Genomic DNA, 25,886 nt, shown 5'->3' with positions numbered 1-25,886 from the left:
TGACGCTGCGCAGATGCGGGATCGTTCTCAGGAAAAGGCGCCTTCTCGTCGCGCGGTCCCGTGTCTGCGCAGCAGCACTGCGTGCCGCAGCGCGCACGGGATGACGCGCTTCTTTTCTCGCGCTTTTTGTCGCCCGCAGCGCCTTACCCCCGCGCCTTCTGAAATGCTTCCTTCGCCTCGCGCGCCAGCGTCTCGATCCGCTTCCAATCACCCGCGGCGATCGCATCGGCAGGGACCAGCCAAGAGCCGCCGACGCAGATGACCTGCGGCAGGGCGAGATAGTCGGCAAGGTTCTTCAGGCCGACACCGCCGGTCGGGCAGAAGGTCATCTGCGGGAACGGGCCGGAAAGCGCCTTGAGGGCCGGCGGGCCGCCCGCCTGCTCGGCCGGGAAGAACTTCGCTATCGTGCGGCCAGCGGCAACGGCGCGCATGCAGTCGGAAGCGGTCGCCACACCCGGTAGCCAGGGCAGACCCGCCTTGCGCAAGGCTTCGTCGACACTCTCGCTGAAGCCCGGGCTGACCACGGCCTGCGCGCCGGCATCCTTGACCTGCTGGGCCTGGGCCGGGGTGACGACCGTGCCAGCAACCGCCAGCGCCTTCGGAACCGATTTCGCGATGGCGGCGAGCGCTTCCATCGCGGTCGGGCGGCGCAGGGTGACCTCGACGACATCGATACCGCCGGCAACGAGGGCATGGGCGAGATCGACAGCGCGCGAGGCGTCCTCGATCACCACGACGGGGATCACGCCGCAATTCTTCAACCGGGCAATCGCGGCAATTTCGTCCATGGTCTCGTCTTTCAATCGATTTGAACTGGAAACCGGGCTCTACTCCTTCGCCCAGTAGACGTCGAGCCCTCGCGCGCTGCCGAGCAGAAGGTCGACAGGCAATGGCTGCTGCCCGCGCTCCGGAGCGGCCTTGAGTACAGCTTCCTTGGCAGTGCCGGAGACGAGCAAGCTCGCCCAGCCAGCCCCGAGCAGGCGGGCGGGCGAGAGCGAGAGCCGCGGCGGCAATCCCGGCGGGCGGGCGACGACGATGCCGCTGTCCGGCACCGCATTGAAGGCAGCCTCCGCGCCGGGAAAGAGCGAGGCGATATGCCCGTCGGCGCCCATGCCGCTGACGAGCAGGTCGATCTGGGGCAGTTCGGCAAGTTTGGCGCACAGCACGGCAGCAGCGGCCTCGATGTCGCTGCCGTGCTCGTGGAAGGACAGGAACGAGGCTCGCCCTTCCGCCAGCGGCGCGAATTGCGCGCGGATCATGCGCTCGTTCGAAGCGGCATCATCGGCGGCGACAAAGCGCTCGTCGGTCGGCAGCAGCGTGACCTGTTCCCATGGCAGGTCATGCTGGCCGAGCGCGGCGAGGAAGCCGGCCGGGGTCGTGCCGCCGGGCACGGCGAGAAGCGCCCTGCCCTGCCCAGCAAGCAAATCCTTCAGCCGGATCGCAACCGCCTCCGCCAGCGCCTCGGAGGCGTCGGCCAGAGTGGCGAAGCGGTGCCAGGCGAGCGGGCCGGCCATCAGACCAGATCCGGATCGGCCCAGGAGCGGCCGTCGCGCTCGATCAGGCCGATCGCCTGCGACGGGCCCCAGGAACCGGCGGCGTAGCGATGCGGATGCGGGTAGTAGTCCTGCCAGCCGGCGATGATCGGATCGACCCAGGACCAGGCCTGCTCGACCTCGTCGCGATGCATGAACAGCGTCTGGTCGCCGCGGATCACGTCGGTCAGCAAGCGCTCATAGGCATCCGGCGTACGTTCGTCGAAGGCGGTGGAATAGCGCAGGTCGAGCTGGCGCGGCACGATCTTGAGCCGGCCGGAGCCCGGCACCTTCATCATCAACTGGAGCTGCACGCCGTCGTTCGGCTGCAGGCGGATGAAGAGGCGGTTGGCGTCGAGCCGGTCGCCGCCGCCATTGCCGAAGATCGAATGCGGTACCGGCTTGAAGGTGACGGCGATCTCGGAATAGCGCTGCGCCATGCGCTTGCCCGTACGCAGATAGATCGGCACGCCGGCCCAGCGCCAGTTGTCGACCTCGCAACGGATGGCGACGAAGGTCTCGGTGTTGGAGGCGTGGCCGAGTTCATCGGCATAGCCCTTGACGCGCTGGCCGTCGATCTGGCCGGCGCCGTACTGGCCCCGCACGGTGAAGCGCTGGACGTCCGGTCCGACGATCGGACGCAGCGCCTTCAAGACCTTGATCTTCTCGTCGCGGACGGCGCCGGCCTCCAGCATATTCGGCGGCTCGATGGCGAAGAGGGTGAGCAACTGCATGAGATGGTTCTGGACCATGTCGCGCATATGCCCGGACTTGTCGTAATAGCCGGCGCGCTGCTCCAGGCCGACCGTCTCGGCCACCGTGATCTGGACATGGTCGATGTCGCGGCTCGACCAGGAGCGCTCGAACAGCGTGTTGGCGAAGCGCAGGACGAGCAGGTTCTGCACGGTCTCCTTGCCGAGATAATGGTCGATCCGGTAGGTCCGGCTTTCCGGCAGGATGCGCGCGACGGCATCGTTGATCGCGCGGGCCGAGGCGAGGTCGCGGCCAAGCGGCTTCTCCAGGATGACACGCGAGGTCGGCGTCAGGATGTCGGCCTTGGCCAAGTTCTCGCAGATCGGGATGAACAGGTCGGGCGGGGTCGAGAGATAGAAGGAGCGGACGCGCTCGCTGTCGCCCAGTGCCTTCTTCAAAGCCTTGTAGGTTTCCGGTTTCAGCGCATCGAGCATCACCATGGTCAGGCGGCGCAGGAAGGGCTCGACCTGATCCTTCGGGATGCCCTCTTCATCGAGGCGCCTGGCGATCTGCTTCGGCAGGCCCTCGACATCCTCCTCCTTGCGGACGACGGCGAGGATGCGGCTCTCTTCGGGCAGGACGCCCTCGCGGTTGCGCTGGGCCAGCGCCGGGAAGAGCTTGCGCAGGGCGAGATCGCCGCCCGCCCCGAAGATCACGAGATCGAAGGGCGGGACCGGTGTCCGCTCGGGAATGCTCTCGGGCCGAAGCGCGTTGTCCACGGTTGCGTCCATAAGTCCTGTAACTCCGTCAGGCGGTGCCGGTTCGCTGGGCCGGCGCAAGGCCTTGCAGGCCGGTCGCAATCCGAACCGGACACGAAGCAGCTAGCGCAAGGCTGCGACCAGAGTGAGACGGATTTGCCGCGCTGCAAAGAGGGGACGGCGCAGGGCCGATCCCCTCGTCGTTCAGCCCGCGCGCCGGAAGCCCGCGCTCGCGGTCAGCAATTGCTGGGCATAGGCCGTCTGCGGCTGGCGCGCGGCCAGCGTCTCGACCGCCATTTCCTCGACGGCACGGCCGAACTGCATGACCAGCAGGCGCTCGCACATGTGGCCAACGACCGAGAGATCGTGGCTGACGAGGATATAGGTCAGCTTGCGTTCCTGCCGCAGCGCCGCGAGCAGGTTCAGCACCTCCGCCTGGATCGAGACGTCGAGCGCCGAGGTCGGCTCGTCCAGCAGCAGAATCGAGGGTTCGAGCACGAGCGCTCGCGCGATCGCGACGCGCTGGCGCTGGCCGCCCGAGAGCTGGTGCGGGTAGCGGAAGCGGAACGAGGCCGGCAAGCCGACATCGGAGAGCGCCTTGCCGATCCGGGCCTCGGCATTGTCGAGGCCGTGGATCGCGAGCGGTTCGGCCAGCGTATCGTCGACCGTCTTCTTGGGATGCAGCGAGCCATAGGGATCCTGGAAGACCATCTGGACGTTGCGGTAGAAGGCCTTGTCGCGAACCTTGGGCTGCACAACGCCCTCGATCGTGACATTGCCGCTCCATTCCCGGTTCAGGCCCGAGAGCACGCGCAGCACGGTCGACTTGCCCGAACCGGACTCGCCGACGAGGCCGTAGCTCTCGCCCTTGCGGACGTCGAAGGAGAGGTCCTTCACGACATGGGAGTCGCCGAAAGAGACGTTGAGCTTGTCGACGGAGATCGCTGCGTTCGTCATGCCAGCCACGCCGGGTCACGGTTGAGGGTGGCGAGTTTCGCCCGAGGATGGTCGAGGTCCGGCAGGCATTCGAGCAGGCCGAGCGTATAGGGGTGGCGCCGGCTGCGCGCGGCCGAGTCCGCGAGTTCTGCCGCCGGCAGCGTCTCCATGACCTTGCCGCCATACATGACGATGACGCGGTCGCAGAAGGACTGCACCAGATGCAGGTCGTGGCTGATGAAGATCAGGCCCATGCCACGCTCGGTGACGAGATCGTCGAGAATCTTGAGGATCTGGAGCTGGACGGTGACGTCGAGCGCCGAGGTCGGCTCGTCGGCGATCAGCACTTCCGGCTCTGCGATCAGCATCATCGCGATCATGACGCGCTGGCCCATGCCGCCCGAGACCTCGTGCGGATAGAGATCGTAGACACGAGCGGGCTCGCGGATCTGGACCTGCTCCAGCATGGCGAGGCTGCGCTCGCGCGCCTCGCGGGAGCCGGCCTTGCGATGGATGCGATAGGCCTCGGCGATCTGGCTGCCGACGGTCTCGACCGGGTTCAGCGAGAATTTCGGATCCTGCATCACCATGGAGATGTGGCGACCGCGCAGCTTGCGCCGGGCGCCCTTGTCCATGGTCGTCAGGTCCTGGCCGCGGAAGCGCATGCGGTCGGCGCTGACGACGCCGGGATGCGGGATCAGGTCGAGGATGGCGCGGCCGGTCATCGACTTGCCGGAACCGGACTCGCCGACGATGCCGAGCCGCTCGCGGCCGAGCGTGAAGGAGAGGCCGCGCACGGCCCGGACGATGCCGGTCGGCGTGTGGAAATCGACCTTGAGATTGTCGACCTCGAGAAGAGGCTGCTCGCTCGTCATCGGCTTACCTCGCATCCATGACGTCGCGGAGCCCGTCGCCGAGCAGGTTGAAGCCGAGCGCGACGATGCAGATGGCGACGCCGGGGAAGGTCGCGACCCACCACTGGTCGAAGATCTGCTCGCGGCCGGCCGAGATCATCGCGCCCCATTCGGGCATCGGCGGCTGCGCGCCGAGGCCGAGGAAGCCGAGGCCGGCGGCGGTCAGGATGATGCCGGCCATGTCGAAGGTGGTGCGCACGATCAGCGAGGACATGCACATCGGCACGACATGCTTCCAGATGATGCGGGCCTGCGAGGCGCCCTGCAGGCGCATCGCGGCGATGTAATCCTGGTTGCGGATCACCATGGTCTCGGCGCGGGCGACGCGGGCATAGGGCGGCCAGGTCGTGATCGCGATGGCGATGATGGCGTTGACGATGCCGGGGCCAAGCGCCGCGACGAAGGCCAGCGCCAGCACGAGGCGCGGGAAAGCGAGGAAGACGTCGGTGATGCGCATCAGCAGGCGATCGACCCAGCCGCCATAGTAGCCGGAGATCGCGCCGATCAGCAGGCCGAAGGGGCCGACCGTGACGACGACCAGCAGCACGATCACCAACGTGATCCGCGTGCCGTAGACGATGCGGCTGAAGATATCGCGGCCGAGCGCATCGGTGCCGAACCAGTTGGTCGCAGACGGCGGCAGGAGGCGCTTGTCGAGCGTCTGCGCGATCGGATCGAAGGGCGCGATCAGGGGTGCGAAGGCAGCGATCAGCAGCAACAGGACGATGATGACGAGGCCGGCCACCGCCATCGGGTTGCGCTTGAAGGCGAGCCATTGCCGGTAGAGCTGGCCGAGACGGGCCTGGCGGCGCGACTCCGGCGAGTCGCTGATCAGCCAGGCGTGCAGGCCGGGAGAGGAGGTGTCGCTCATGTCCTGCTCCTCAGCGCACGCGCGGATCGGCCAGGCGGCCGATGATGTCGGTCAGGAGATTGACCGCGATGAAGACGACGCCGACCACCAGCGTGCCGCCGAGCACCGCGTTCATGTCGGCGTTGAGCAGTGCATTGGTGAGATAGCGGCCGAGGCCAGGCCAGGCGAAGATCGTCTCGGTCAGCACCGAGCCCTCCAGCAGATGCATGTAGGAGAGCGCGATCACGGTGAAGAGCGGCACGGCGGCGTTGCGCAGCGCGTGGCGCCAGATCACGGCCGTCTCGGAAACGCCCTTCACGCGGGCGGCGATGACATATTGCTGCTGCAGCTCGGTGATCATGAAGCTGCGCGTCATGCGGCTGATATAGGCGACCGACAGCAGGCCGAGCACCAGCGCCGGCAAGATGAGATGCGAGAAGGCGTCCCAGAACGCCTCCCATTCGCCCTCGAGCGCGGCATCGATCATGATGACGCCGGTGCGGGTGGTGACGATGTCTTGCCAGACGACCGAGATACGACCGGGACCAGCGACCCAGCCGAGCTTGGCGTAGAACAGCAGCAGCGCCATCAGGCCGATCCAGAAGACCGGGACGGAATAGCCGACGAGGCCGACGACGCGGGCGACCTGGTCCTGCCAGCGGCCCTGGTTGACGGCGGCGAGGATGCCGAGCGGGACGCCGATGAGCACGCCGATCAGCGTGCCGAGCGTCGCGAGCTCCAGCGTCGCCGGGAAAACGCGCTTGATGTCCTCGACGACCGGGTTCGAGGTCAGCACGGAGGTGCCGAGATTCCCGGTGAAGACCTTGCCGATATAGATGGCGAATTGCTGCCAGAGCGGCTTGTCGAGGCCGAGCTCGATGCGCGCCGCTTCATAGGTCTCGGGCCGGGCGTTGTCGCCGACGACGGCGAGCACGGGATCGATCGGAATGACGCGGGCGATGAAGAAGGTGACCAGCAGCAGGCCGAACATGGTGATGACCACGGTCGTCAGCTCGCGCGAAAGGGCGCGGCCCCAGCGGCGAAGCCTTCCCGGCGCGGCGGCCTTGGCTGTGGGCGCTTGCGTCACGGCTGTCATGACCCGCCTCCATTTCTCGTGGTTTTCGTCGGTATGCCGGAACCGGCCGCGAGCAATCCAGGCTGCGCGGACATCCGGGGCATATCCGGGGATGAGGCATGAAAGGAAACCCGCCGCGACCTTTTCAGGATCGCGGCGGGCTCCTGAGCCGGGGGCTCAGTTCTTGGTGATCGGGGCGTAGCGGTTGGTGTCCGAGCTCGGGCCGATGACCCAGCCGTTCACGTTCTTGCGCTCGGCCGAGACCTCGATCTGCTGGAACATGATGACGAAGGGCGAAACCTTCTGGTGCTCGCGCTGCAGGCCCTCATAGGCGGTCTTGCGCTTGGCCGCATCGGATTCCAGCACGGCGGCCTGGGTGGTCTTGGTCATCTGCGGGATGTCCCAGGCGTTGCGCCAGGCCAGCGTCTTCGACTTCGCCTCCTCGCCATTGTCTTCGTTGATGGCGAAGGTCTCGGCATTGGTGTGCGGGTCGAGATAGTCCGGCCCCCACTGGCCGATATAGATGTCGTGGGTGCGGGCGCGGTACTTGGTCAGCGTCTGCTTGCCGTCGCCGGGGATGATCTCCAGCTTGACGCCGGCCTGGGCCCAGGTCGCCTGGATCGCCTGAGCGATGTCGGTGATCGGCGCGACCGAGCGGGTATCCATGGTCACGGTGAAGCCGTTGGGGAGCCCGGCCTTGGCCAGCAGTTCCTTCGCCTTGGCGACGTTGAGCGAATAGGGCTTGTCCGTGATCGCGCCGAGGAAGCCCTGCGGCAGGAAGGATTCGTGGCCCTTATACGTGCCCTCGAGGATGTTCTTCTCGATCGAGGCGTAATCGACCAAGAGCTTCAGCGCCTCGCGGACCTCGGGCTTGGCGAGATTCGGGTTCTTCTGGTTCAGGCCGAGATAGAGGATGTAGCCCTTGTCGCCCTGGACGATCTTGATCGCGTCGTTGGTCTTGACCGCCGCGAGCTGGTCCTTGGAGAGGTTGCGGGCGATATCGACGTCGCCCTTCTCGACGAGGAGGCGCTGCGAGGCCGGCTCCGCGACATGGCGCACGACAATGCGCTTGCTCTTCGGGGCCCCCTTCCACCAGCTCTCGTTTGCGTCGAGCGTGTACTGCTCGTTCGGGCGATAGCTGCGGACCTTGTAGGCGCCGGAGCCGGCCGAATTCAGCTTCAGCCAGCCATTGCCCCAGTCGCCATCCTTCTCATTGGCCTTGACCAGCTTGGAGTCGACGATGGCAGCGACGCCGGAGGTCAGGCAGTTATAGAAGAAGGTCGGGGCGAAAGGCTTCGAGACCGTGATCTGGACGGTGTTCTCGTCGACGGCCTTGACCTTGTCGAGCACGTTCTCGGCAACGAAGCCGAACTGGCGCAGGATGAAGCCCGGCGACTTGTTCAGCGTCACCGCGCGCTGGAAGGAATAGACCACGTCGGCGGCGGTCATCGGGTTGCCGGAGTGGAACTTCACGCCTTTGCGCAGCTTGAAGGTGTAGGTCAGGTTGTCGGGGCTGACGGTCCAGCTCTCGGCAAGATCCGGGATCAGCTCGTTATTCTTGGCGATATCGATATTGATGAGCTTGTCGTAGACATTCGCGCCGACCTCGACGCCCGAGAACTCGAAGGCCTCGGCCGGATCGAGCGTGATGATGTCGTCGATCTGCTTGGCCATCACGATCGTGTCCTTCGGCGTCTGCGCGAAGGCGGCGGTGGTCGACATCAGGGCCGCAAAGGCCGAAACCGCCATCAACTTGGCTACGTGACGCATCGATTTCCCCATTGTTCGTGTTGCGCGGGCGCTAGCCGCCCGTTGGGCGCTATGTGCAACCAGTCCCTAGCGGCTGTCCAGTCGACGAACGGCGATGGAAAGGGCTCGGCGAGGCATTTTGCACATCTCTTGAGCAGCAACCCGGCGCTCAGGGAGCTTTCCGGCCTTGGCGACTCCTTGCGCGCACCGACCGCCCCGCTAACCTGACGTCGCCGGCGGCTTCCGCCTGGGACTAGGGGGCGAACCTTGGCCATCATCGCCGCGCTGAACCATGTCACGCATTACCGCTACGACCGGCCGGTCACGCTCGGGCCGCAGATCGTGCGCCTGCGGCCGGCGCCGCATTGCCGGGCCGCAATCCAGAGCTACTCGCTGAAGGTGACGCCGGCACAACATTTCGTGAACTGGCAGCAGGACCCGGCCGGCAACTGGCTGGCCCGGTTTGTCTTTCTGGAATCCGTGATGGAATTCCGGATCGAGGTCGATGTCGTCACCGAACTGTCGATCATCAATCCATTCGATTTCTTCGTCGAAGCGCAGGCAGAGACCTTCCCCTTTGCCTACACGCCCGAGCAGACCGAGGAGCTTGCGCCTTACCTGGTCACGGAGCCGGCCGGGCCGCTGCTCTGCGCCTTCCTCGCCGAGCTGCCGCGCGAACCGATGAACACGGTCAACTTCATCGTCGACCTCAATGCCCGCCTGCAGCGGCGCATCGCCTATGGCATCCGCATGGAGCCCGGCGTGCAGGAGCCGGAGCATACGCTCTCGATCGGGTCGGGCTCCTGCCGCGACACGAGCTGGCTGCTGGTCCAGGCGCTCCGGCATCTCGGCCTCGCGGCGCGCTTCGTCTCCGGCTACCTCATCCAGATGAAGGCGGATATCGATCCGCTCGAAGGCCCACGCGGGACCGACAAGGACTTCACCGACCTCCACGCCTGGGCCGAGGTCTACATTCCCGGCGCCGGCTGGGTCGGGCTCGATCCGACCTCGGGGCTGCTCACCGGCGAGGGCCATCTGCCGCTGGCGGCGACGGCGCATTATCGCTCGGCCGCGCCGGTCTCGGGCGTTGCGAGCTATGCCGAGACGAGCTTCGACTTCCAGATGAGCGTGACGCGGGTGCACGAGGTGCCGCGCATCACGCTGCCCTTCTCCGACGCATCCTGGGGCGAGCTCGACGCGCTCGGTGACAAGGTCGAGGCCGACCTCCAGGCGCAGGATGTCCGTCTCACCATGGGCGGCGAACCGACCTTCGTCTCGATCGATGACCAGACCGGCGAGGAATGGAACATCGCCGCCGTCGGGCCGACCAAGCGCCAGCGCGCGGACGTGCTGATCCGCCGGCTGCGCCAGCGCTTCGCGCCCGGCGGGATGCTGCATTACGGCCAGGGCAAATGGTATCCGGGCGAGACCCTGCCGCGCTGGGCCTTCGCGCTCTACTGGCGCCGCGACGGCCAGCCGATCTGGCGCAATGCCGATCTCATCGCCCGCGAGCCCGGCGCGCAGACCGGTGGCGACCGCGAACTCGACATCGCCTCCACGATCCGCGATGCCGAGGCGCTGGCGCAGGGGCTTTCCGAGAAGCTCGGGCTCGGCGCCGACCATGTGATGCCGGCCTATGAGGACACCGGGGTCTGGCTGCTCAAGGAGGCGCAGCTGCCCGACAATGTCGACCCGCTCGATTCGCGCCTTTCCGATCCGGAGGAGCGCTCGCGGATGGCGCGGGTCTTCGAACTCGGGCTCGGCAATCCGCGCGGCTACGTCATCCCGGTGCAGCGCTGGCAGGCGGGCGCGAACGACCGCCGCTGGCGCTCGGAGAAATGGCAGCTGCGCCGCGGCAAGCTCTTCCTGGTGCCCGGCGACTCGCCGGTCGGCTACCGTTTGCCCCTGGGTTCGCTGCCGGTCGTACCCAAGGCCGAATACCCGCATATCCACCCGCAGGACACGATGGAGCCGCGCCCGCCGCTGCCGGCGGCAGGGCCGGCCGGGGCGAGCTGGACCGACCATCCCGAGGCACGGCCTGCAGAACCGGCCGCCACGGAGGAACGGCCCGGCCCGACGCAGATGAGCATCGGCGCAACTGCGGCGGCGGGTCCGGTCCAGGACCGGCGCGAGCAGGAGATCGGCGGCGAGCATGTCCGCACCGCGCTCAGCCTCGAGATCCGCGACAATGTGCTCTGCGTCTTCCTGCCCCCGGTCGAGCGGCTGGAGGATTATCTCGACCTCGTCGCCTCGGTCGAGGCGGTGGCGGAGGAACTCGGCCAGCCCGTGCATATCGAGGGCTATGCGCCGCCCTTCGACCCCCGCCTCGACGTCATCAAGGTCACGCCCGATCCCGGCGTGATCGAGGTCAATATCCACCCGGCAAAGGACTGGCGCGAGGCGGCGGCGATCACGCAAGGCGTCTACGAGGAGGCGCGGCTGGCGCGGCTCTGCGCCGAGAAATTCATGGTCGACGGCCGCCATACCGGCACCGGCGGCGGCAACCATGTCGTGCTCGGCGGCGTGACGCCGGCCGACTCGCCCTTCCTGCGCCGGCCGGACCTGCTCAAGAGCATCATCCTCTACTGGAACCGGCACCCGTCGCTGTCCTACCTGTTCTCGGGGCTGTTCATCGGCCCGACAAGCCAGGCGCCGCGCATCGACGAGGCAAGGCAAGATCAGCTCTATGAGCTGGAGATCGCACTGGCGCAGGTGCCCAGGCCCGGCGAAAAGCCGATCCCGCTCTGGCTGGTCGACCGGTTGTTGCGCAACCTGCTGGTCGACGTCTCCGGCAACACGCACCGCACCGAGATCTGCATCGACAAGCTCTATTCCCCGGACGGACCGACCGGCCGGCTCGGGCTGGTCGAGTTCCGCGGTTTCGAGATGCCGCCGGATGCACGGATGTCGCTCGCCCAGCAACTGCTGCTGCGCGCGCTCATCGCCTGGTTCTGGCGGGAGCCGCTCGACGGCAAGCTGGTTCGGTGGGGCACGACCCTGCATGACCGTTTCATGCTGCCCGAGATGGTCTGGCAGGATTTCAAGGACGTGCTCGCAGACCTCAAACGCGCCGGCTATGCCTTCGATCCCGTCTGGTTCGAGGCGCAGGCCGAGTTCCGCTTCCCCTTCTTCGGCAAGGTCGCGCATGGCGGCGTCGCGATCGAGATCCGGCAGGCGCTCGAACCCTGGCATGTCATGGGCGAGGAAGGCGCGATCGGCGGCACGGTGCGCTATGTCGACTCGTCGATCGAGCGCCTGCAGGTCAAGGCGACCGGACTGGTGCCGGGCCGCCATCTCGTCACCTGCAACGGCCGGCGCCTGCCGCTGACGGAAACCGGCGTCTCGGGCGAGGCCGTCGCAGCGGTGCGCTTCAAGGCCTGGCAGCCGGCATCTGGCCTGCATCCGAAGATCCCGGTGCATGCGCCATTGACCTTCGACATCGTCGATCTCTGGTCCGGCCGCTCGCTCGGCGGTTGCGTCTACCATGTCGCCCATCCCGGGGGGCGCAATTACGAGACACCTCCGGTCAATTCCTACGAGGCGGAGGCAAGACGGCTCGCACGTTTCGAGGCGATCGGTCATAGTCCCGGCGCTCTAGCGATTCCGCCGGAGGAACGCAGCGCCGAATTCCCGCTCACGCTGGATCTGAGGCGCCCGACAGGGATCTGACGCGAAGAATGCCGGTGCAGGGCCGCATCCGATCGGGACGCAGCAGGGCCGAGCGGCGCGCATCGCTGCTTGCCGGCTATCGTCCCTTGCCGGGCGTCTGCGACGAGTTCATCGACGAGAACGGCAACGTGCGCCCGCATTGGGAGCCATTCCTGTCGGGCTGGTGCGCACTGTCTCCCTCGGAGCTGAACCAGCGCTTCGGGTTGGCCGACCGGCATGTCCGCGACACCGGCGTGTCCTATCGCGTCCATGGCGATATCGACGAGCGCGACCCCGGCGTCGGCGAGCGGGCCTGGCCCTTGTCGCATGTGCCGCTCGTCATTCCCGAGGCGGAATGGCAGGCGATCGCCGCCGGCGTGACGCAGCGCGCCGAATTGCTCTCGACCCTGCTCGACGACATCTACGGGCCGGGCGAGCTGATCGCGGAGGGCCTCCTGCCCGCTGCCGTCGTCACCGGCAGCCCCGATTATCTGCGCCCGATGCACGGGATCGCAGGCGGCGGCACGCTCCAGCTCTATGCGGCCGATCTCGGCCGTGGCCCGGACGGACGCTGGTGGGTACTGCAGGACCGGACCCAGGCCCCCTCCGGCGCCGGCTATGCGCTGGAGAACCGGCTGGCGCTGGCGCGCGCCTTCCCCGACATGTTCCGCAACATGAACATCGAGAGGCTGGCGGCCTTCTTCCAGGGCTTTCGAGCGGGGCTGGTTTCCAGCTCGAAGCGTGTCGAGCCGCGCATCGCCCTGCTGACGCCCGGCCCGCTCAACGAAAGCTATTTCGAGCAGGCCTATCTGGCGCGCTATCTCGGCTTCCTGCTGGTCGAGGGTGGCGACCTGCTGATGCGCGAGGGCCGCGTGCATGTGCGCACCATCGCCGGCCTGAAGCGCGCCGACGTGATCTGGCGACGCATCGACGGCGATTTCGCCGATCCGCTCGAGCTCAATTCCCGCTCGGCGCTCGGCGTTGCCGGACTCGTCGAAGCCGCCCGGCAAGGTCAGGTCCGCATCGCCAACGGGCTCGGCTCCGGGGTCGTCGAGGCACGCGCCCTGATGGGCTTCCTGCCAGCCCTGGCGCGGAAACTGCTCGGCCAGGACCTGATCCTGCCGAATATCGCGACATGGTGGTGCGGGCAGCCGCAGGAGCGGCAGACCGTGCTCGACAGGCTGGGCGAGATGAGCATCGCGCCGGCCTTCCGCGGCGGCGGCAACGGCACCGACCCGTCTCAGGTCGTGGCCGGGGAATTGCCGGAGGCGGAGCGCGCAGCGCTGCGCGAGCGCATCGAGGCGCATGGCATGGATTATGTCGGGCAGGAGGTCGTCAGGCTCTCGACCATGCCGGTCTTCCAGAACGGCCGGCTCGAACCGCATCCGATGACGCTGCGCGTCTTCGCCGCGGCGACGCCCGACGGCTGGAAAGTGATGCCCGGTGGCTTCTGCCGGATCTCCGACGAGCCCGATGCGCGCGCCGTCAGCATGCGCAACGGCGTGCGCTCCAGCGATGTCTGGGTCACCTCGAACGAGCCGGTCGCGCAGGTCACCCTGCTGCCGGCGCCGGACCGCATCAGCATCCGCCGCGTCACCGGCACGCTGCCGAGCCGGGCCGCCGACAACCTGTTCTGGCTCGGACGCTATCTGGAGCGCGGCGAGGCGATCCTGCGCCTGGTGCGCGCTCTGCTCGGCCGCCTGATCGATCCCGACCCGGCGCCCGGCCGCAACGACACGGTGCGCCAGCTCGCCGGCATGCTCGTTGCCTGGGGCGCCGCGCCCACCGGGCAGGAACGCCGGGCGCCGGCGGCACAAGCCTATGCCGCGCTCTACAGCCTCGACGATTACGGCTCGGCCGCCGCTTCGCTGCGCGAGGCGCGGCGCACCGCCTCGGGCATCCGCGAGCGCCTCTCCGTCGATGCCTGGCGATTGTTCGGCGACCTCCAGCGCCAGCTCGATCCCGAGGACGGGCGCAAGCCGAGCGAGGGCGAGGCCTACGAGATCGCCGACCGGGCGCTGAAATCGCTCGCCGCCTTCTCCGGCCTCGGCCAGGAAAACATGGTGCGCGGCAACGGCTGGCGCTTCCTCGATATCGGCAGGCGGCTGGAACGGGGCATCGCGACCTGCCGCTTCGCCCGGCAGTTCGCCGACAGCAACGCCTCCAGTGACAGCCTCGACGCGCTGCTCGACCTGACCGACTCGCAGATCACCTATCGCTCGCGCTACCTGCTTGGCGCCAGCCTGCAGCCCGTGCTCGACCTCGTCATGCTCGACCCCTACAATCCGCGCTCGGTCGCCTTCCAGGTCGAACGGCTCGACGCCGAGATCGCCGCCCTGCCGACGCTTGCCGATGACGGCATGCTGGAGGCACCGCGCCGGCTGGTGCTACGGCTGGCGGCCGATTGCCGGACGATGGAGGCAAGCCGGCTCGACCGCACCAGCATCCTGCTGTTCGAACAGTTGCTGATGGGGCTCTCGGGTGCGATCGCCGATCGCTATTTCCTGCAGAACAGCGGCCCCGAAGGCTCGCGGATGACGAGCATCGCGTGATCTACGAGCTGCGCCACGTCACGACCTACGGCTATAGCCGGCCGGTGCCCTTTTCCCGCTGCATCCTGCGGCTTTTGCCGCGCGACGGGGCGGGTCAGCGCGTGCTGAAGAGCGAATTGCTGATCACGCCCCGCCCGGCCGAACGCAATGACGGGCTCTGCTTCTTCGGCAACCGCATGACCACGATCACGATCACCAAGCCGCATCGCGAGCTGAAGCTCGAAATGCGGGCGCGGATCGAGGTCGACCGGCCGCCGCCCCCCCATGCCGGGCTGACGCGGAACTGGGAGGATGTCGCGGCGCTGGCGCTCGATTCCCGGAGCCTCGCGCCGGATTCGCCGGCGCATCACCTTTATCCCAGTCGGCTCGTGCCGCATGTCCCCGCGGTGATCGACTATGCCCGGTCGAGCTTCGACGCCGGCCGACCGGTGCTGGAAGCGGCCTGCGAGCTGATGGCCCGGATCAGGCGCGACTTCACCTACGATCCCGAAGCGACCGAGGTGACGACGCCGCTGGCGGAAGCCTTCGAGCAACGCCACGGTGTCTGCCAGGATTTCGCGCATATCATGATCGCGGGCCTCAGAGGCCTTGGCCTGCCGGCTGCCTATATCTCCGGCTATATCCGCACGATCCCGCCGCCGGGCCAGAAGCGGCTCGAGGGCGCCGATGCCAGCCATGCCTGGGCGATGCTGTGGTGCGGGCCGGAAATCGGCTGGGTCGGGCTCGACCCGACCAATGACCTGATCGTCGCCGACGACCATATCGTCACCGCCTTCGGCCGCGACTATGCCGATGTCGCGCCGCTCGACGGCGTGGTGATCGGGCCGGGCACGCAGAAGGTCGGCGTCGCCGTGGACGTGGTGCCCGTAGGCTGAGCCTTTAGGCCGCCGTATCCGCAGCGAACGGCTGTGGCGAACGGGCGTGCGTCTCCCCCCAGCTCTTCAGCGCCATGATCACCGGCTCCAAGGTCTTCCCCTTGGCAGACAGGCTGTACTCCACGCGCGGCGGTACTTCCGGGTAGACGACGCGCACGATCAGGCCGTCCGCCTCCAGCTCGCGCAGTTGCGTCGTCAGCATACGCTGGGTGACGCCGGGGGTCCGTCGGCGGATTTCGTTGAAGCGCAAGGTCCCGCTCATCAGGTGATAGAGCGCGATGCCCTTCCACTTACCGCCGATCAGGCCAAGCGCCGCCTCGACGGGGCAGCCGGCCGAGCAATAGGGCTCCTGGAAGCGCGGCGGCATGACGGTATCCTTTTCGACACTATGGGCTGAAATTGTGCGTTCTTGCGCCTTATGAAGGTTATGCGCATCTCGGCTCCATCGCAATGCAGGAGAGACGCCATGCGCGCCGTCGGATACCGCCAGTCGCAACCCATCACCGCCGAGACCAGCCTGATCGATCTCGACCTGCCCGAGCCGAAGGCGGCCGGACGCGACCTGCTGGTCGAGGTCCAGGCCGTCTCGGTCAACCCGGTCGACACCAAGCTCCGCATCCGCAGCCAGCCGGCGGAAGGCCAGGCGAATGTACTCGGCTGGGATGCGGCCGGCATCGTCAGGGCGGTGGGGCCGGAGGTGACCGGGTTCAAGCCGGGCGACGCGGTGTTCTATGCCGGGGCGATCGACCGGCCGGGCTCGAATGCCGAATTCCATCTCGTTGACGAGCGCATCGTCGGGCCGAAGCCGAAGAGCCTCGGCTTCGCCGAAGCCGCTGCCCTGCCGCTCACCGCCATCACCGCCTGGGAGATGCTGTTCGACCGGCTCGATATCCGCAAGCCGGTGCCGGGCGCGGCACATGCGCTGCTGATCATCGGCGGCGCAGGCGGCGTCGGTTCGATCGCGATCCAGCTCGCGCGCCAGCTCAGCGACGTCACGGTGATCGCGACCGCGTCGCGGCCCGAGACTCGCGCCTGGGCGCAGGAACTCGGCGCGCATCATGTGATCGACCATACGAAGCCCCTGCCGGCGCAGATCGCGGCGCTCGGCATCGGCGCGCCGGCCTTCGTCTTCTCGACCACGCATACCGATACCCATCTGGAGGGCATCGTCGAGCTTATGGCACCGCAGGGCCGGTTCGGCCTGATCGACGATCCGAAGACGCTCGACGCCAATCCATTGAAGCGCAAGAGCCTGTCGCTGCACTGGGAATTGATGTTCACCCGCTCGCTGTTCCAGACCGCCGACATGGGCGAGCAGGGCAAGCTCCTGGCGGAAGTTTCGCGCCTCGTCGACGAAGGCAAGATCCGCACGACGTTGGCGGAGCATTTCGGCACGATCAACGCCGCCAATCTCAAGCGGGCGCATGCACTGATCGAGAGCAACCGCGCCAAGGGCAAGATCGTGCTGGAAGGCTTCTGAGCCTTGCGGGCCGGCCCGCGCTCAGGCCGCCAGCGCGGCGCAGGCCTTGGCACAGGCACGACAGGCGGCGACGCAGGATTCCATGTCGCCGACCCGTGCGCAGTCGGTTGCACAGGCCTCGCAGACCTCGGCGCATTCCCTGGCCATGTGACGGCCGTGGACGGAATCCATCAAAAGCAGATGCGCCGTGGTCCGGCAGATTTCGGCGCAAGCCGCCATCAGGCGCAGATGGTCGGGCTCGGCATGAGCGCCGCCCACCTTCAGGCAATGGGTCATCGCCATGCCGTGGCAGTGCTTGTAGCAGTCGAGCGCGAGGTCGGCTGCGTTGCGCGTCTTCGGGTCGAGATGGTGCATGTCGCGGCTCCGATCGGGAGGGGTATCCCGATCAACCGCCGCGACAGGCGGCCTGTTCCGGTGGTCAGGCCAGCGTGTAGGCCGTCTTGACCGTGGTGTAGAACTCCTTGGCGTAGGCGCCCTGCTCGCGCGGGCCGTAGCTGGAGCCCTTCCGGCCACCGAACGGGACGTGATAGTCGACGCCCGCCGTCGGCAGGTTGACCATCACCATGCCGGCCTCGCTGTTGCGCTTGAAATGCGTCGCATGCTTGAGCGAGGTCGTGCAGATGCCCGAGGAGAGGCCGAACTCGGTGTCGTTGGCGAGGCTGAGCGCCTCCTCGTAATCCTTGACGCGGACGATGTTGGCGACCGGGCCGAAGACCTCCTCGCGCGAGATGCGCATGGCGTTGGTCGTCTCGGTGAAGAGCGCCGGCTGAAGATAGAAGCCGGGGGTGTCGCGCTTCAGGAGCTCGCCACCGAAGACCAGCTTGCCACCTTCGTCCTTGGCGATCTGGATGTATTTCAGGTTCTGGTCGAGCTGGCTCTGGTCGACCACGGGGCCGATATGGGTGCCGGCCTTCAGCGCATCGTCGACGACGACGCTCTTCAGGCGCTCGATGCAGGCCTCGACGAATTTGTCGTGGATGCCGGCCTGGACGATCAGGCGCGAGGAGGCCGTGCAGCGCTGGCCGGTCGAGAAGAAGGCGCCGTTCACGGCAACCTCGACGGCAACCTTGAGATCGGCGTCATCCAGCACGACGAGCGGGTTCTTGCCGCCCATCTCGAGCTGGACCTTCTTCATCGGATTGCCGGCGATGCAGGCGGCCGCGACCTTGCGGCCGGTCGGGACCGAACCGGTGAAGGAGATCGCATGCACGTCCTTGTGCTCCAGCAGCGCCTGGCCGACGACCGAACCGCGGCCCATGACGAGATTGAGCGCGCCCTTGGGCAGGCCGGCACGCTGGAGGATGTCGACCAGCGCCCAGGCCGAGCCCGGCACGAGATCGGCGGGCTTCAGGACGACGCAATTGCCCCAGGCAAGCGCCGGGGCGATCTTCCAGGCGGGGATCGCGATCGGGAAGTTCCAGGGCGTGATCATGCCGACGATGCCGACCGCCTCGCGGGTGATCTCGACGCCGACTCCCGGACGCACCGACGGCACCATCTCGCCGCCAAGACGCAGGCACTCACCGGCGAAAAAGGCGAAGACCTGGCCGGCGCGGGTCGCCTCGCCGATGCCCTCGCCAAGGGTCTTGCCCTCCTCGCGCGAGAGCAGGCGGCCGAGTTCGTCCTTGCGGGCGAGGATCTCGTCGGAGGCCTTCTTCAGGATGTCGTAGCGCTCCTGCGGGGTGGAGCGGCTCCATGCCGGGAAGGCGGCCTTGGCGGCGGCGACCGCGTTGTTCAGGTCCTCGACCGTCCCTTGCGTGTACTCGCCGACGACGTCGTTGGTGTTCGAGGGATTGATGTTGCGCGAGGCATTGGCTCCGCCGGCCCATTCGCCGGCAATGAGGTTCTTGAAGGGCGCGTTCATCTCTCTCTCCCACGAAACAGGCTCGTGGCAGGGTGTTAGCGCCTTTGGAACGGGAAGGCCAATGCCCAGGGCGACAGGCTATTTTTCCTTGATCGAAAGCCCGTTCTTGCCGACCGAGATTTCCACGCCGTCCGGCTGCTTCTTCTCCTGGTAGAGCGAATAGCCGGTCACGGCGAGAGCGGCGACGAGAACAAGGACGAGTACAACCAGAAGATGACGCGAAGCGAGCATGGAGAAATCCTGTTGGAGGCGGCCAAGCCGCAAGCCCGATCCCAACGCGGGCCGGGCGGCGATGTTCCGCTGCACCGCCGGGAACGTTGCTTCTCGCGCAGCGTTGGCATGGCGCACAGGCCGGTTCCCAAGCGACGCTGGCCATGACAGGATCGCACCGGCAGGAGGTTGCCATGGCCGACACCGAACTGCAGGATCGCATCTGGGCTGCGCTAGCTGCCCACCCGGTCTACATGGTCTCGCTCGTCGCCGAAGGCGACATCAGGACCAGGCCGATGTCCGGCCATCTCGACCGCGACCACCACCGCCTGCTCTTCATCACGCACCGGCATACCGGCATCATCGGCGCAGCCTTGCGCTCGCCCTCCGTCAGCGTGGCGATCAGCCATGAGGACCGCAATTTCTACGCCGCGATCTCCTGCTCGGCCTCCGAGGTCCCGAGCCGCGAGACACTGCGCGAGGTCTGGACGCCGATGGCGAGCGCCTGGTTCCCGAACGGGCCTGATGATCCCGACGCGACGCTGCTGGCGCTCACGCCGACCTCCGCCGAGATCTGGGACGGCCCGTCGAGCAGCGTGCTCGTCGCCTTCAAGCTGGCAACCGCCAAGATCCTCGGCCGCACGCCCGATCTCGGCGTCAACGCCACCATCGACATGCGCTGAGCCAGGGCCTCAGGCCGGGTCGGAAGCGGCCATTTTGCGGCCGAGCCATGCGTTCGCAACGCTCGACCAGACGATCCCGAGCGACCAGCCGCCGAGGACATCGGACGGCCAATGCACACCGAGATAGATCCGGCTGAGGCCGATCAGGCCGACCATGACCACCGCCATGACCATGCAGAAGCGGGCGATATCCGCCCGCCGCGAGGCGAGGCCGACGAAGCCGGCGATGGTGAGGAACGTCACCGCCGAGAGGAAGGCGTGGCCGCTTGGGAAGCTGGCGGTGAAGGTCAGGGCCGCATGCTCGACAATGTCCGGCCGCGGGCGGGCGATGACGATCTTCAGGCCGGTGCTGGCCAGGAAAGCGGCAGCGAGGCTCACGACCAAGCCGATCGCGAGATGGCGATAGCCGCAGAGCCAGAGCGCCAGCGTCGCGGTCAACGCCATGAAGAACAACCCGACGAAGCTGCCGAGCGCGGTCATGTCGCGCACCGCTTCGTGGAACCAGGCCGGCCCGAGCGGAACCGCGGGGTTGGCGGCATCGCGGAACAGCATGATCAGCGTGGTATCGAGGGAGAAGCTGCGTCCGGAAACGATCAGCAGCGCCAGCCCAAGGAAGACCAGGCCGGCCACGGCGGGAACGAGGATGCGTGGCTGGGGCAAGAAGCGCGATCTCCGAAAGGTCTGGGACAGGAGATTACCGGAGGGCATCGGGGTCGAACAGGCGGCGTTCCGCCGCCTGTGACTCGCGGGGTTCGTCACGTGCTCGCCGGGCGGGCGGCGATCACGCTGAGCGCCTTCGGCAGGAGACCGTAACGCAAGGGGCCGGCCTTGCGCTCGACCTCCCCGTCGAAAGTGATGTGCCCGCGCCGCTTGTCGCGCCGCGTCAACGTCACCGCATCGCCGGTGAAGGAGGCCAGATTATGCGAATCACGCCAATGACCGGACACGACCGACAAGGCCGCCTTGCCACGTGAATAGAGACCGCCGGCATTCAGGACATGCACCTCGAAGACGCCATCGTCGAGCCGTGGGCGACGCCAGTCCGCGCCCTCGAAGCAGTTCACCGTGACGAGCACCGCATCGGCCTCGACGAGGCGATGGTCGCTGCCGATGGTGATGTCGAGCATGACCGGGCGGGTGAACAGGATCGAGCGCGTCGCGGCGATGCCGAAGGCCGCCGCGCGGCTGAAGGGAAAGCGCCGGCGCGCATATTCGCGCTCGCGCGCCATCAGGCTGAAGAAGCCCATGCCGGACAGCGAATGGAACAGCCGGTCATTGACCCGGCCGACATCCATCTCCACCGGCTCGCCCCGGCAGAGTGCCCCGACCTGCTGCTCCAGCGGGCCGGCGAGCCCTAGATCGCGGCCGAGCACGTTCACGGTGCCCATCGGCAGGATGCCGACGGGGCGGTCCGCCTGGATCAGGACCGGCAAGGCGCCGTTGATCGTGCCGTCGCCACCGGCAAGGACCGGCATCGCGTGGCGGTCCTCGATCGCGAGGGACAGCGCATCGTCGATCTCGCGCGGGGGCACGAGGTGTACGTCAGCGCCGCAGCCATGGGCCGCGAAGGCAGCCTCCAGCCGCGTGGCGAAAGCATCCGCGCCGGCTTCAAGAACCGTTCCGGCGCGGGCATTGACGATGACGGTGTAGCGCATGGTGCTGGGGTAGATGGGTGGCGCCCGATCACGCGCAAGAGCGGTTACGCGGCGGCCGGGCGCGCGTCGAACTGTTCCGGCATCGATGGCATCAACGGCATCGGCACCTCCTCGATCTCTTCGGTGACGACCTCGAAGCGCTGCAGGGTATGGGTTCCGAAGGAGCTGATCATCGCGACATCGGTCGCGTCGCGGCCGCGCGCGATGACGACGCGGCCGATGCGCGGTTCGTTATGGCGGGCATCGAACGTGTACCAGCGCCCGCCGAGGAAGACCTCGAACCAGGCATTGAAATCCATCGGGGCGGGATTGGGCGCCACGCCGATATCGCCGAGATAGCCGTTGCAGTAGCGCGCCGGGATATTCATGCAGCGGCAGAGCGCGACGGCGAGGTGCGCGAAGTCGCGGCAGACGCCGATCCGCTCCTCGAAAGCCTCGGCGGCGGTGCGGGTGTTGCGGGCGAAATGGTAGCCGAAGCTCAGGTGATTATGGACGAAGTCGACGATCGCCTGCACCCGCGGCCAACCCGCCTGGACCTGCCCGAACAGGCTCCAGGCCTGGTCGTAGAGCTTGTCGGTCTCGCAATAGCGGCTGCCCAGGAGATAGACGAGAGCCGAGTCCGGGAGACGCGACGGAGAAACCTCGCGGGCGACCGGATTCACGATATCGGGTTCGCCGGAATCGTGGACGATCCCCTCCGATTCCAGACGGATGCCGCCGGGCGGCGCGATCATGCGCCGACGGATATTGCCGAAGGCATCGAGATCCTGCGTCATCGCAATCGGCCGGGAGGGATCAGCGAGCGAGGTCAGCCTCATCTCGTCAGGCGTCGTCAGATCGTGCCGGCGCGACGGATGCACGTCCAGCAAGGTGATCAAGGGCATGTCATGGGCACAGATCAGCTCGATCCGATAGCCGTAACGGATGCGCATCTCGCCTTCTCCTGATGTGAGGGCCGGGACCGCTTCGCGCTTGGGCTGCTGCGGATCTTCGGGCGTCGTAATCCCCCGTCGGCTAGACGCGCGAAGGGGCCCGACTGTTCCCAAAACTCTCCAAAAAACGCCGATCCGCCACGAATTTGGCAGGTTTCGGCAAAGCACTCCAAACAAGAAGATGCGGGCCTTTCGGCCCGCATCCCGCCGCCACGACGGTTCGGCTGGGGGGATAGCAACCGCCGCGACCTGCGCCCTGATCGGCTCCGCATTCCTTGAAACGCGACCGATTCAAACTATAACTTGGCGGGTCACCTTCAGGCGAAATCGCCCTGCGGTCACATCATCCAGTAAGGCATCGTGCCGTAGTAGTCGTGGACACGCTTGCCGTAAGCCTTGTCGTCCCAGTCCGGCTCGCCTTCGCTGTCATACATCGGCGCCGCCTCGAGCTGTTCCTTGGTCAGCGGCACGACATAGCCGCCGCGCTGCGTGTCGTAGTCGAGAACGCTCCACGGGATCGGATGGTATTTCTCGCCCAGCCCGAGGAAACCGCCGAAGGACATGATGGCGTAGGCGACCTTCCCGGTCAGCTTGTCGAGCATCACGTCGTAGATTTCGCCGAGATGGTCGCCGGCCGCGTTGTAGACATCCGTGCCGGCAACGCGGGCACCCGCAATGAGCGGATTGGCGGTCGCAGTGGCGGTCATGGGAACATCGGTCATGGTCTTCCCCCTTGTTTCGCGATGGGATGCCGGAGAAAGCGCCCTCCGGCGGGACTTGCCTCACCAACCGACGCTGGGACGATAGGTTCCGGCGCGACCGGGAAAATTCGCGGCCTTCGTGCGGACACGAAATCCCTCTCCAAGACTGAAGACCGATGGAAGAAGGCGATAGCGGTTTGCCGCCAGGCGGAACCTTCGTCGCCCGACACTGTTGGGTGCTTCGAGCGACCCGTCATCTCACGGAGGAGGAGAGATCATGATCATCAAGAAGCTGCTGCTTGTCGCAGCCATCGGCGCCGCGCTGGGCGCCTGTACGCCCCGCGAGCAGAATGCCGGCACGGGCGCGCTGATCGGCGCGGGCGCCGGCGCCATCATCGGCGGCGCGGCCACGGGACGCGCCGGCGGCGCATTGGCCGGTGCAGCGATCGGCGGCGCGAGTGGCGCGATCATCGGTGGCGCGGCGACGCGTCAAAGCTGCTACGGGCGGGACGAATGGGGCCGCCGCTACGTCTACGATTGCTGAGACAGCATCCCATCCCAACGAAGGCCCGCCCGACCGGCGGGCCTTTTCTTTTGCGGGGGTGACGTGCCCTCCCTGCCCTCAGGCGGCGCCGTACGGCCCAAAGCGCCCGACAAAGCGGTGGCGGAAGCCGGGATAGAGCAGACGCACCGCCGTCACCGGCTGCAACTGGTTCCAGGTCCGCCGCTCGACCAAGAGGCAGGGCTCGCCGACCGCAATGTCGAGCAAGGCGGCCTGCTCTTCGCCAGCCCCGATCGCGCTGATCGCATGCTCGGCCTGCGACCACAGGCTGTGCTGCAAGAGCCAGTCGCCCGGCGGGGTCCCGGCGAAATCCTCGTCCGACAGCCCGGTCACGCCGGCAACATGGATGACGCGCTCCTCCAGCACATGCGGCTTGCCGTCAGCGCGATGCACGACAAGCAGGTGTGCCACCTTGTCTGAGCGCTTCAGGCCGAACAGTTCGGCGACCTCCGGCGAAGGCCGGCCATCGGTGCGCGCCAGCACCTCATAGGCGTAAGTCTGGCCGAGCTGCCGCACCTCTTCCGGGATCGAGAGGATGTCGAGCATGGCGTGGCTCGCCGGGGGCGTCGCCACCACGGTGCCGGAGCGGCGGCGGCGAATGATCAGGCCTTCACGGGCGAGCTGGACGAGCGCGCGATGCACCGTCATGCGCGAGGCGCCGAGCTGCTCCATCAGGGCATGTTCGGGCGGCACGCTGGTGCCCGGCTGCCATTCTCCGCTGACGACGAGGTCGCGGATCGCCCGCCGGATCTGGTCATAGACCGGCCCGGCGCCGTCCAGTTTCACCGCGTCGAGCCGGGTCTCCGTCATCGTCGTCCCTGGTTAGTCCGCTGCGAGCAGGCGCCGCATCACGCCGGCAAAGCGGGCGCGCACCGAATCGCGGGCGACATGCCGCCCCTCGGCCACCACCCTCCTGCCACCGACGACGACATCGCGCAAAGGCATCGCGTTGGCGGCGAAGATCGCACTATCGACAGCCTCGGCGCCGCCCCTGCCGACAAGGGCCGGGTGATCAGTGTCGAGCGTGATGAAATCGGCACGGTGGCCAGGCGCAATCGCGCCGATGGCGCGGCCGCAGGCGCGCGCGCCGCCGGCACAGACGCCCTGCCAGAGCGCGAGACCGGTCGAGGCCGTCTCCTCCGCGAAAAGCGCGCGGCGGCGGTCGCGCAGGCGCTGCGAATACTCGAGCTGGCGCAGCTCGGAGCCGGCATCGATCTGGATGTTGGAATCGCTGCCGACACCATAGGCGCCGCCGGCTTGCGCATAGCGGATGCCGTCGAAGATGCCGTCGCCGAGGCTGGATTCGGTGATCGGGCAGAGACCAGCGACCGCGCCGCTCAGGGCGATGCCGTCACGCTCGGCATCGGTCAGATGCGTCGCATGTATCAGGCACCAGCGCCGGTCGAGCGGAATCGTGTCCATCAGCAGTTCGACCGGGCGCTTGCCGGTGATCTTCAGGCTGGCCTCGACCTCGGGCACCTGCTCGGCGACGTGGATATGGACGGGGTCGTTGGGGCGCAGCGAGGAGACCCAGCCGAGATCGTCGAGTGCGACCGCGCGCAGCGAATGCGGGGCGACGCCGAGCCGTGCGTCCGGCAGATCGCGGATCGCGGCGGCGCTGCCTTCCAGCAGGCGCTGATAGGCGTCGCGGTCGTTAACGAAGCGGCGCTGGCCATGGACCGAAGGCGCCTGTCCGAAATTGCCGAAGCGATAGAGCACCGGCAGCAGCGTCAGGCCCAGCCCGGTTTCCTGTGCGGCGGAGGCGATCGCCTGCCCCATCGTCGCGATGTTCGCGTAGGCGCGGCCGTCCTTGTCGTGGTGGAGATAGTGGAACTCGGCGAGCGCGGTGAAGCCGCCCTCCAGCATCTCGACGAAGGCCTGCGCGGCGATGGCCTGCACATCATCGGGATCGAGCCGGTCGAGGAAGCGGTACATCACCTCGCGCCAGGTCCAGAAGGAATCCTCCGGCGCGCCGCGGCGCTCGGATAAACCTGCCATCCCGCGCTGAAAGGCATGGCTGTGCAGGTTCGGCATGCCCGGCAGCGCGATACCGGCGAAGCTGCTCTTATCCCCTGCCGGCTTCACCCCTGCCTCGACGGATGTGATCGTGCCGTTGGCGACGGTCAGCTTCACATCGCTGGCAAAACCTTCGGGCAAAAGCGCCTCGGCCAGATGCAGGGTCTCGGTCACCGTTTCGCTCCGTCGCTCGCTGGCGCT

The 25,886-nt window shown here is 67.3% G+C and carries 24 protein-coding genes; 6 read left to right on the top strand and 18 right to left on the bottom strand.

Features of this window, described 5'->3' with window-relative positions:
• Positions 1-143: 143 nt before the first annotated feature.
• The 8 genes from eda to FHT98_RS18550 form a co-directional block, all read right to left on the bottom strand.
• On the bottom strand, positions 144-788 hold the full coding sequence (gene eda, locus FHT98_RS18585) for a bifunctional 4-hydroxy-2-oxoglutarate aldolase/2-dehydro-3-deoxy-phosphogluconate aldolase (RefSeq protein ID WP_142114881.1): 645 nt from the start codon (positions 786-788) through the stop codon (positions 144-146).
• Positions 789-827: 39 nt separating this feature from the next.
• Positions 828-1,514 (bottom strand): 6-phosphogluconolactonase, encoded by a 687-nt coding sequence (gene pgl, locus FHT98_RS18580; protein WP_091855954.1) that lies wholly within the window; start codon positions 1,512-1,514, stop codon positions 828-830.
• Positions 1,514-3,016, bottom strand: a complete 1,503-nt coding sequence (zwf, locus tag FHT98_RS18575) for a glucose-6-phosphate dehydrogenase (RefSeq protein WP_091855955.1) — start codon at positions 3,014-3,016, stop codon at positions 1,514-1,516. Before zwf ends, pgl begins: the two co-directional genes overlap by 1 nt.
• A 171-nt stretch (positions 3,017-3,187) precedes the next feature.
• Positions 3,188-3,940 carry an ABC transporter ATP-binding protein gene (locus tag FHT98_RS18570; protein ID WP_142114880.1) on the bottom strand — a complete coding sequence of 251 codons (753 nt, stop codon included), beginning with the start codon at positions 3,938-3,940 and terminating at the stop codon, positions 3,188-3,190.
• Positions 3,937-4,794 (bottom strand): ABC transporter ATP-binding protein, encoded by an 858-nt coding sequence (locus tag FHT98_RS18565; RefSeq protein ID WP_142114879.1) that lies wholly within the window; start codon positions 4,792-4,794, stop codon positions 3,937-3,939. The genes FHT98_RS18570 and FHT98_RS18565 overlap by 4 nt, the downstream gene beginning before the upstream one ends.
• A 4-nt stretch (positions 4,795-4,798) precedes the next feature.
• A complete protein-coding gene (nikC, locus tag FHT98_RS18560) occupies positions 4,799-5,704 on the bottom strand; it encodes a nickel transporter permease (protein ID WP_142114878.1) in 906 nt (301 codons plus the stop codon).
• 10 nt (positions 5,705-5,714) lie between these two features.
• Entirely contained in the window at positions 5,715-6,779 is a 1,065-nt protein-coding gene (locus FHT98_RS18555) for an ABC transporter permease (RefSeq protein WP_091855959.1), read from the bottom strand.
• A gap of 156 nt (positions 6,780-6,935) precedes the next feature.
• The gene (locus tag FHT98_RS18550) at positions 6,936-8,540 is read right to left on the bottom strand and encodes an ABC transporter substrate-binding protein (protein ID WP_091855960.1); all 1,605 of its coding nucleotides are present in this window, start codon (positions 8,538-8,540) and stop codon (positions 6,936-6,938) included.
• 234 nt (positions 8,541-8,774) lie between these two features.
• Between FHT98_RS18550 and FHT98_RS18545 the strand changes: the two genes are divergently transcribed.
• From FHT98_RS18545 to FHT98_RS18535, 3 genes are read left to right on the top strand one after another with little or no spacing between them, the layout of a single operon-like run.
• Positions 8,775-12,176 carry a transglutaminase family protein gene (locus FHT98_RS18545; protein ID WP_142114877.1) on the top strand — a complete coding sequence of 1,134 codons (3,402 nt, stop codon included), beginning with the start codon at positions 8,775-8,777 and terminating at the stop codon, positions 12,174-12,176.
• 8 nt (positions 12,177-12,184) lie between these two features.
• On the top strand, positions 12,185-14,707 hold the full coding sequence (locus FHT98_RS18540) for a circularly permuted type 2 ATP-grasp protein (RefSeq protein WP_142114876.1): 2,523 nt from the start codon (positions 12,185-12,187) through the stop codon (positions 14,705-14,707).
• Positions 14,704-15,582, top strand: coding sequence for a transglutaminase family protein (locus FHT98_RS18535; protein WP_061965034.1), 879 nt, complete (start codon positions 14,704-14,706; stop codon positions 15,580-15,582). Before FHT98_RS18540 ends, FHT98_RS18535 begins: the two co-directional genes overlap by 4 nt.
• Before the next feature lie 4 nt (positions 15,583-15,586).
• On the opposite strand, the gene FHT98_RS18530 is transcribed toward FHT98_RS18535, so the two are convergent.
• Positions 15,587-15,949: a winged helix-turn-helix transcriptional regulator gene (locus FHT98_RS18530; protein WP_142114875.1), complete on the bottom strand. Its 363-nt coding sequence runs from the start codon at positions 15,947-15,949 to the stop codon at positions 15,587-15,589.
• Between the two features lie 99 nt (positions 15,950-16,048).
• Here FHT98_RS18530 and FHT98_RS18525 point away from each other — a divergent pair, with 99 nt between their 5' ends.
• On the top strand, positions 16,049-17,062 hold the full coding sequence (locus tag FHT98_RS18525) for a zinc-binding alcohol dehydrogenase family protein (RefSeq protein WP_142114874.1): 1,014 nt from the start codon (positions 16,049-16,051) through the stop codon (positions 17,060-17,062).
• Between the two features lie 21 nt (positions 17,063-17,083).
• On the opposite strand, the gene FHT98_RS18520 is transcribed toward FHT98_RS18525, so the two are convergent.
• From FHT98_RS18520 to FHT98_RS26260, 3 genes are all read right to left on the bottom strand, one after another.
• Complete coding sequence (locus FHT98_RS18520) at positions 17,084-17,416, bottom strand: four-helix bundle copper-binding protein (RefSeq protein WP_142114873.1); 333 nt, start codon at positions 17,414-17,416, stop codon at positions 17,084-17,086.
• 64 nt (positions 17,417-17,480) lie between these two features.
• Positions 17,481-18,926 carry an aldehyde dehydrogenase family protein gene (locus FHT98_RS18515; RefSeq protein WP_142114872.1) on the bottom strand — a complete coding sequence of 482 codons (1,446 nt, stop codon included), beginning with the start codon at positions 18,924-18,926 and terminating at the stop codon, positions 17,481-17,483.
• A 78-nt stretch (positions 18,927-19,004) separates the two neighbouring features.
• Complete coding sequence (locus tag FHT98_RS26260; protein ID WP_170843306.1) at positions 19,005-19,157, bottom strand: hypothetical protein; 153 nt, start codon at positions 19,155-19,157, stop codon at positions 19,005-19,007.
• 173 nt (positions 19,158-19,330) lie between these two features.
• On the opposite strand from FHT98_RS26260, the gene FHT98_RS18510 reads away from it, so the two are divergent.
• Entirely contained in the window at positions 19,331-19,819 is a 489-nt protein-coding gene (locus FHT98_RS18510; protein ID WP_170843307.1) for a pyridoxamine 5'-phosphate oxidase family protein, read from the top strand.
• Positions 19,820-19,828: 9 nt separating this feature from the next.
• Here FHT98_RS18510 and FHT98_RS18505 read toward each other — a convergent pair whose 3' ends face one another.
• From FHT98_RS18505 to FHT98_RS18490, 4 genes are all read right to left on the bottom strand, one after another.
• Positions 19,829-20,479 carry a phosphatase PAP2 family protein gene (locus FHT98_RS18505; RefSeq protein ID WP_185745215.1) on the bottom strand — a complete coding sequence of 217 codons (651 nt, stop codon included), beginning with the start codon at positions 20,477-20,479 and terminating at the stop codon, positions 19,829-19,831.
• Between the two features lie 95 nt (positions 20,480-20,574).
• Complete coding sequence (locus tag FHT98_RS18500; protein WP_142114870.1) at positions 20,575-21,474, bottom strand: diacylglycerol/lipid kinase family protein; 900 nt, start codon at positions 21,472-21,474, stop codon at positions 20,575-20,577.
• Positions 21,475-21,518: 44 nt separating this feature from the next.
• Positions 21,519-22,406 (bottom strand): transglutaminase-like domain-containing protein, encoded by an 888-nt coding sequence (locus FHT98_RS18495; protein WP_091855970.1) that lies wholly within the window; start codon positions 22,404-22,406, stop codon positions 21,519-21,521.
• Between the two features lie 338 nt (positions 22,407-22,744).
• The gene (locus FHT98_RS18490; RefSeq protein WP_061965051.1) at positions 22,745-23,128 is read right to left on the bottom strand and encodes a PRC-barrel domain-containing protein; all 384 of its coding nucleotides are present in this window, start codon (positions 23,126-23,128) and stop codon (positions 22,745-22,747) included.
• A gap of 256 nt (positions 23,129-23,384) precedes the next feature.
• Between FHT98_RS18490 and FHT98_RS18485 the strand changes: the two genes are divergently transcribed.
• Positions 23,385-23,651, top strand: a complete 267-nt coding sequence (locus FHT98_RS18485; protein ID WP_425284551.1) for a glycine zipper domain-containing protein — start codon at positions 23,385-23,387, stop codon at positions 23,649-23,651.
• A gap of 78 nt (positions 23,652-23,729) precedes the next feature.
• On the opposite strand, the gene FHT98_RS18480 is transcribed toward FHT98_RS18485, so the two are convergent.
• Together FHT98_RS18480 and FHT98_RS18475 are read right to left on the bottom strand one after the other, a co-directional pair.
• Complete coding sequence (locus FHT98_RS18480; RefSeq protein ID WP_142114869.1) at positions 23,730-24,479, bottom strand: UTRA domain-containing protein; 750 nt, start codon at positions 24,477-24,479, stop codon at positions 23,730-23,732.
• 12 nt (positions 24,480-24,491) lie between these two features.
• Positions 24,492-25,859, bottom strand: a complete 1,368-nt coding sequence (locus tag FHT98_RS18475) for a formimidoylglutamate deiminase (protein WP_248309250.1) — start codon at positions 25,857-25,859, stop codon at positions 24,492-24,494.
• Positions 25,860-25,886: the final 27 nt, after the last annotated feature.

This window comes from Allobosea sp. AK1, from assembly GCF_006714945.1.
Taxonomy (GTDB): Bacteria; Pseudomonadota; Alphaproteobacteria; order Rhizobiales; family Beijerinckiaceae; genus Allobosea; species Allobosea robiniae.
Note: the sequence above shows the minus strand (reverse complement) of the source record. Positions and strands in the feature narration are given on the sequence as shown.

Bases quoted from the DNA above. Each gene is read 5' to 3' on its own strand.
- FHT98_RS18570 (WP_142114880.1), bottom strand. From the start codon at position 3,940: ATGACGAACGCAGCGATCTCCGTCGACAAGCTCAACGTCTCTTTCGGC.
- FHT98_RS18490 (WP_061965051.1), bottom strand. From the start codon at position 23,128: ATGACCGATGTTCCCATGACCGCCACTGCGACCGCCAATCCGCTCATT.
- FHT98_RS18540 (WP_142114876.1), top strand. From the start codon at position 12,185: ATGCCGGTGCAGGGCCGCATCCGATCGGGACGCAGCAGGGCCGAGCGG.
- nikC (WP_142114878.1), bottom strand. From the start codon at position 5,704: ATGAGCGACACCTCCTCTCCCGGCCTGCACGCCTGGCTGATCAGCGAC.
- FHT98_RS18550 (WP_091855960.1), bottom strand. From the start codon at position 8,540: ATGGGGAAATCGATGCGTCACGTAGCCAAGTTGATGGCGGTTTCGGCC.
- FHT98_RS18530 (WP_142114875.1), bottom strand. From the start codon at position 15,949: ATGCCGCCGCGCTTCCAGGAGCCCTATTGCTCGGCCGGCTGCCCCGTC.
- FHT98_RS26260 (WP_170843306.1), bottom strand. From the start codon at position 19,157: ATGCTCGCTTCGCGTCATCTTCTGGTTGTACTCGTCCTTGTTCTCGTC.
- zwf (WP_091855955.1), bottom strand. From the start codon at position 3,016: ATGGACGCAACCGTGGACAACGCGCTTCGGCCCGAGAGCATTCCCGAG.
- FHT98_RS18500 (WP_142114870.1), bottom strand. From the start codon at position 21,474: ATGCGCTACACCGTCATCGTCAATGCCCGCGCCGGAACGGTTCTTGAA.
- eda (WP_142114881.1), bottom strand. From the start codon at position 788: ATGGACGAAATTGCCGCGATTGCCCGGTTGAAGAATTGCGGCGTGATC.
- FHT98_RS18525 (WP_142114874.1), top strand. From the start codon at position 16,049: ATGCGCGCCGTCGGATACCGCCAGTCGCAACCCATCACCGCCGAGACC.
- FHT98_RS18485 (WP_425284551.1), top strand. From the start codon at position 23,385: ATGATCATCAAGAAGCTGCTGCTTGTCGCAGCCATCGGCGCCGCGCTG.
- FHT98_RS18565 (WP_142114879.1), bottom strand. From the start codon at position 4,794: ATGACGAGCGAGCAGCCTCTTCTCGAGGTCGACAATCTCAAGGTCGAT.
- FHT98_RS18480 (WP_142114869.1), bottom strand. From the start codon at position 24,479: ATGACGGAGACCCGGCTCGACGCGGTGAAACTGGACGGCGCCGGGCCG.
- FHT98_RS18520 (WP_142114873.1), bottom strand. From the start codon at position 17,416: ATGCACCATCTCGACCCGAAGACGCGCAACGCAGCCGACCTCGCGCTC.
- pgl (WP_091855954.1), bottom strand. From the start codon at position 1,514: ATGGCCGGCCCGCTCGCCTGGCACCGCTTCGCCACTCTGGCCGACGCC.
- FHT98_RS18495 (WP_091855970.1), bottom strand. From the start codon at position 22,406: ATGCGCATCCGTTACGGCTATCGGATCGAGCTGATCTGTGCCCATGAC.
- FHT98_RS18510 (WP_170843307.1), top strand. From the start codon at position 19,331: ATGGCCGACACCGAACTGCAGGATCGCATCTGGGCTGCGCTAGCTGCC.
- FHT98_RS18515 (WP_142114872.1), bottom strand. From the start codon at position 18,926: ATGAACGCGCCCTTCAAGAACCTCATTGCCGGCGAATGGGCCGGCGGA.
- FHT98_RS18555 (WP_091855959.1), bottom strand. From the start codon at position 6,779: ATGACAGCCGTGACGCAAGCGCCCACAGCCAAGGCCGCCGCGCCGGGA.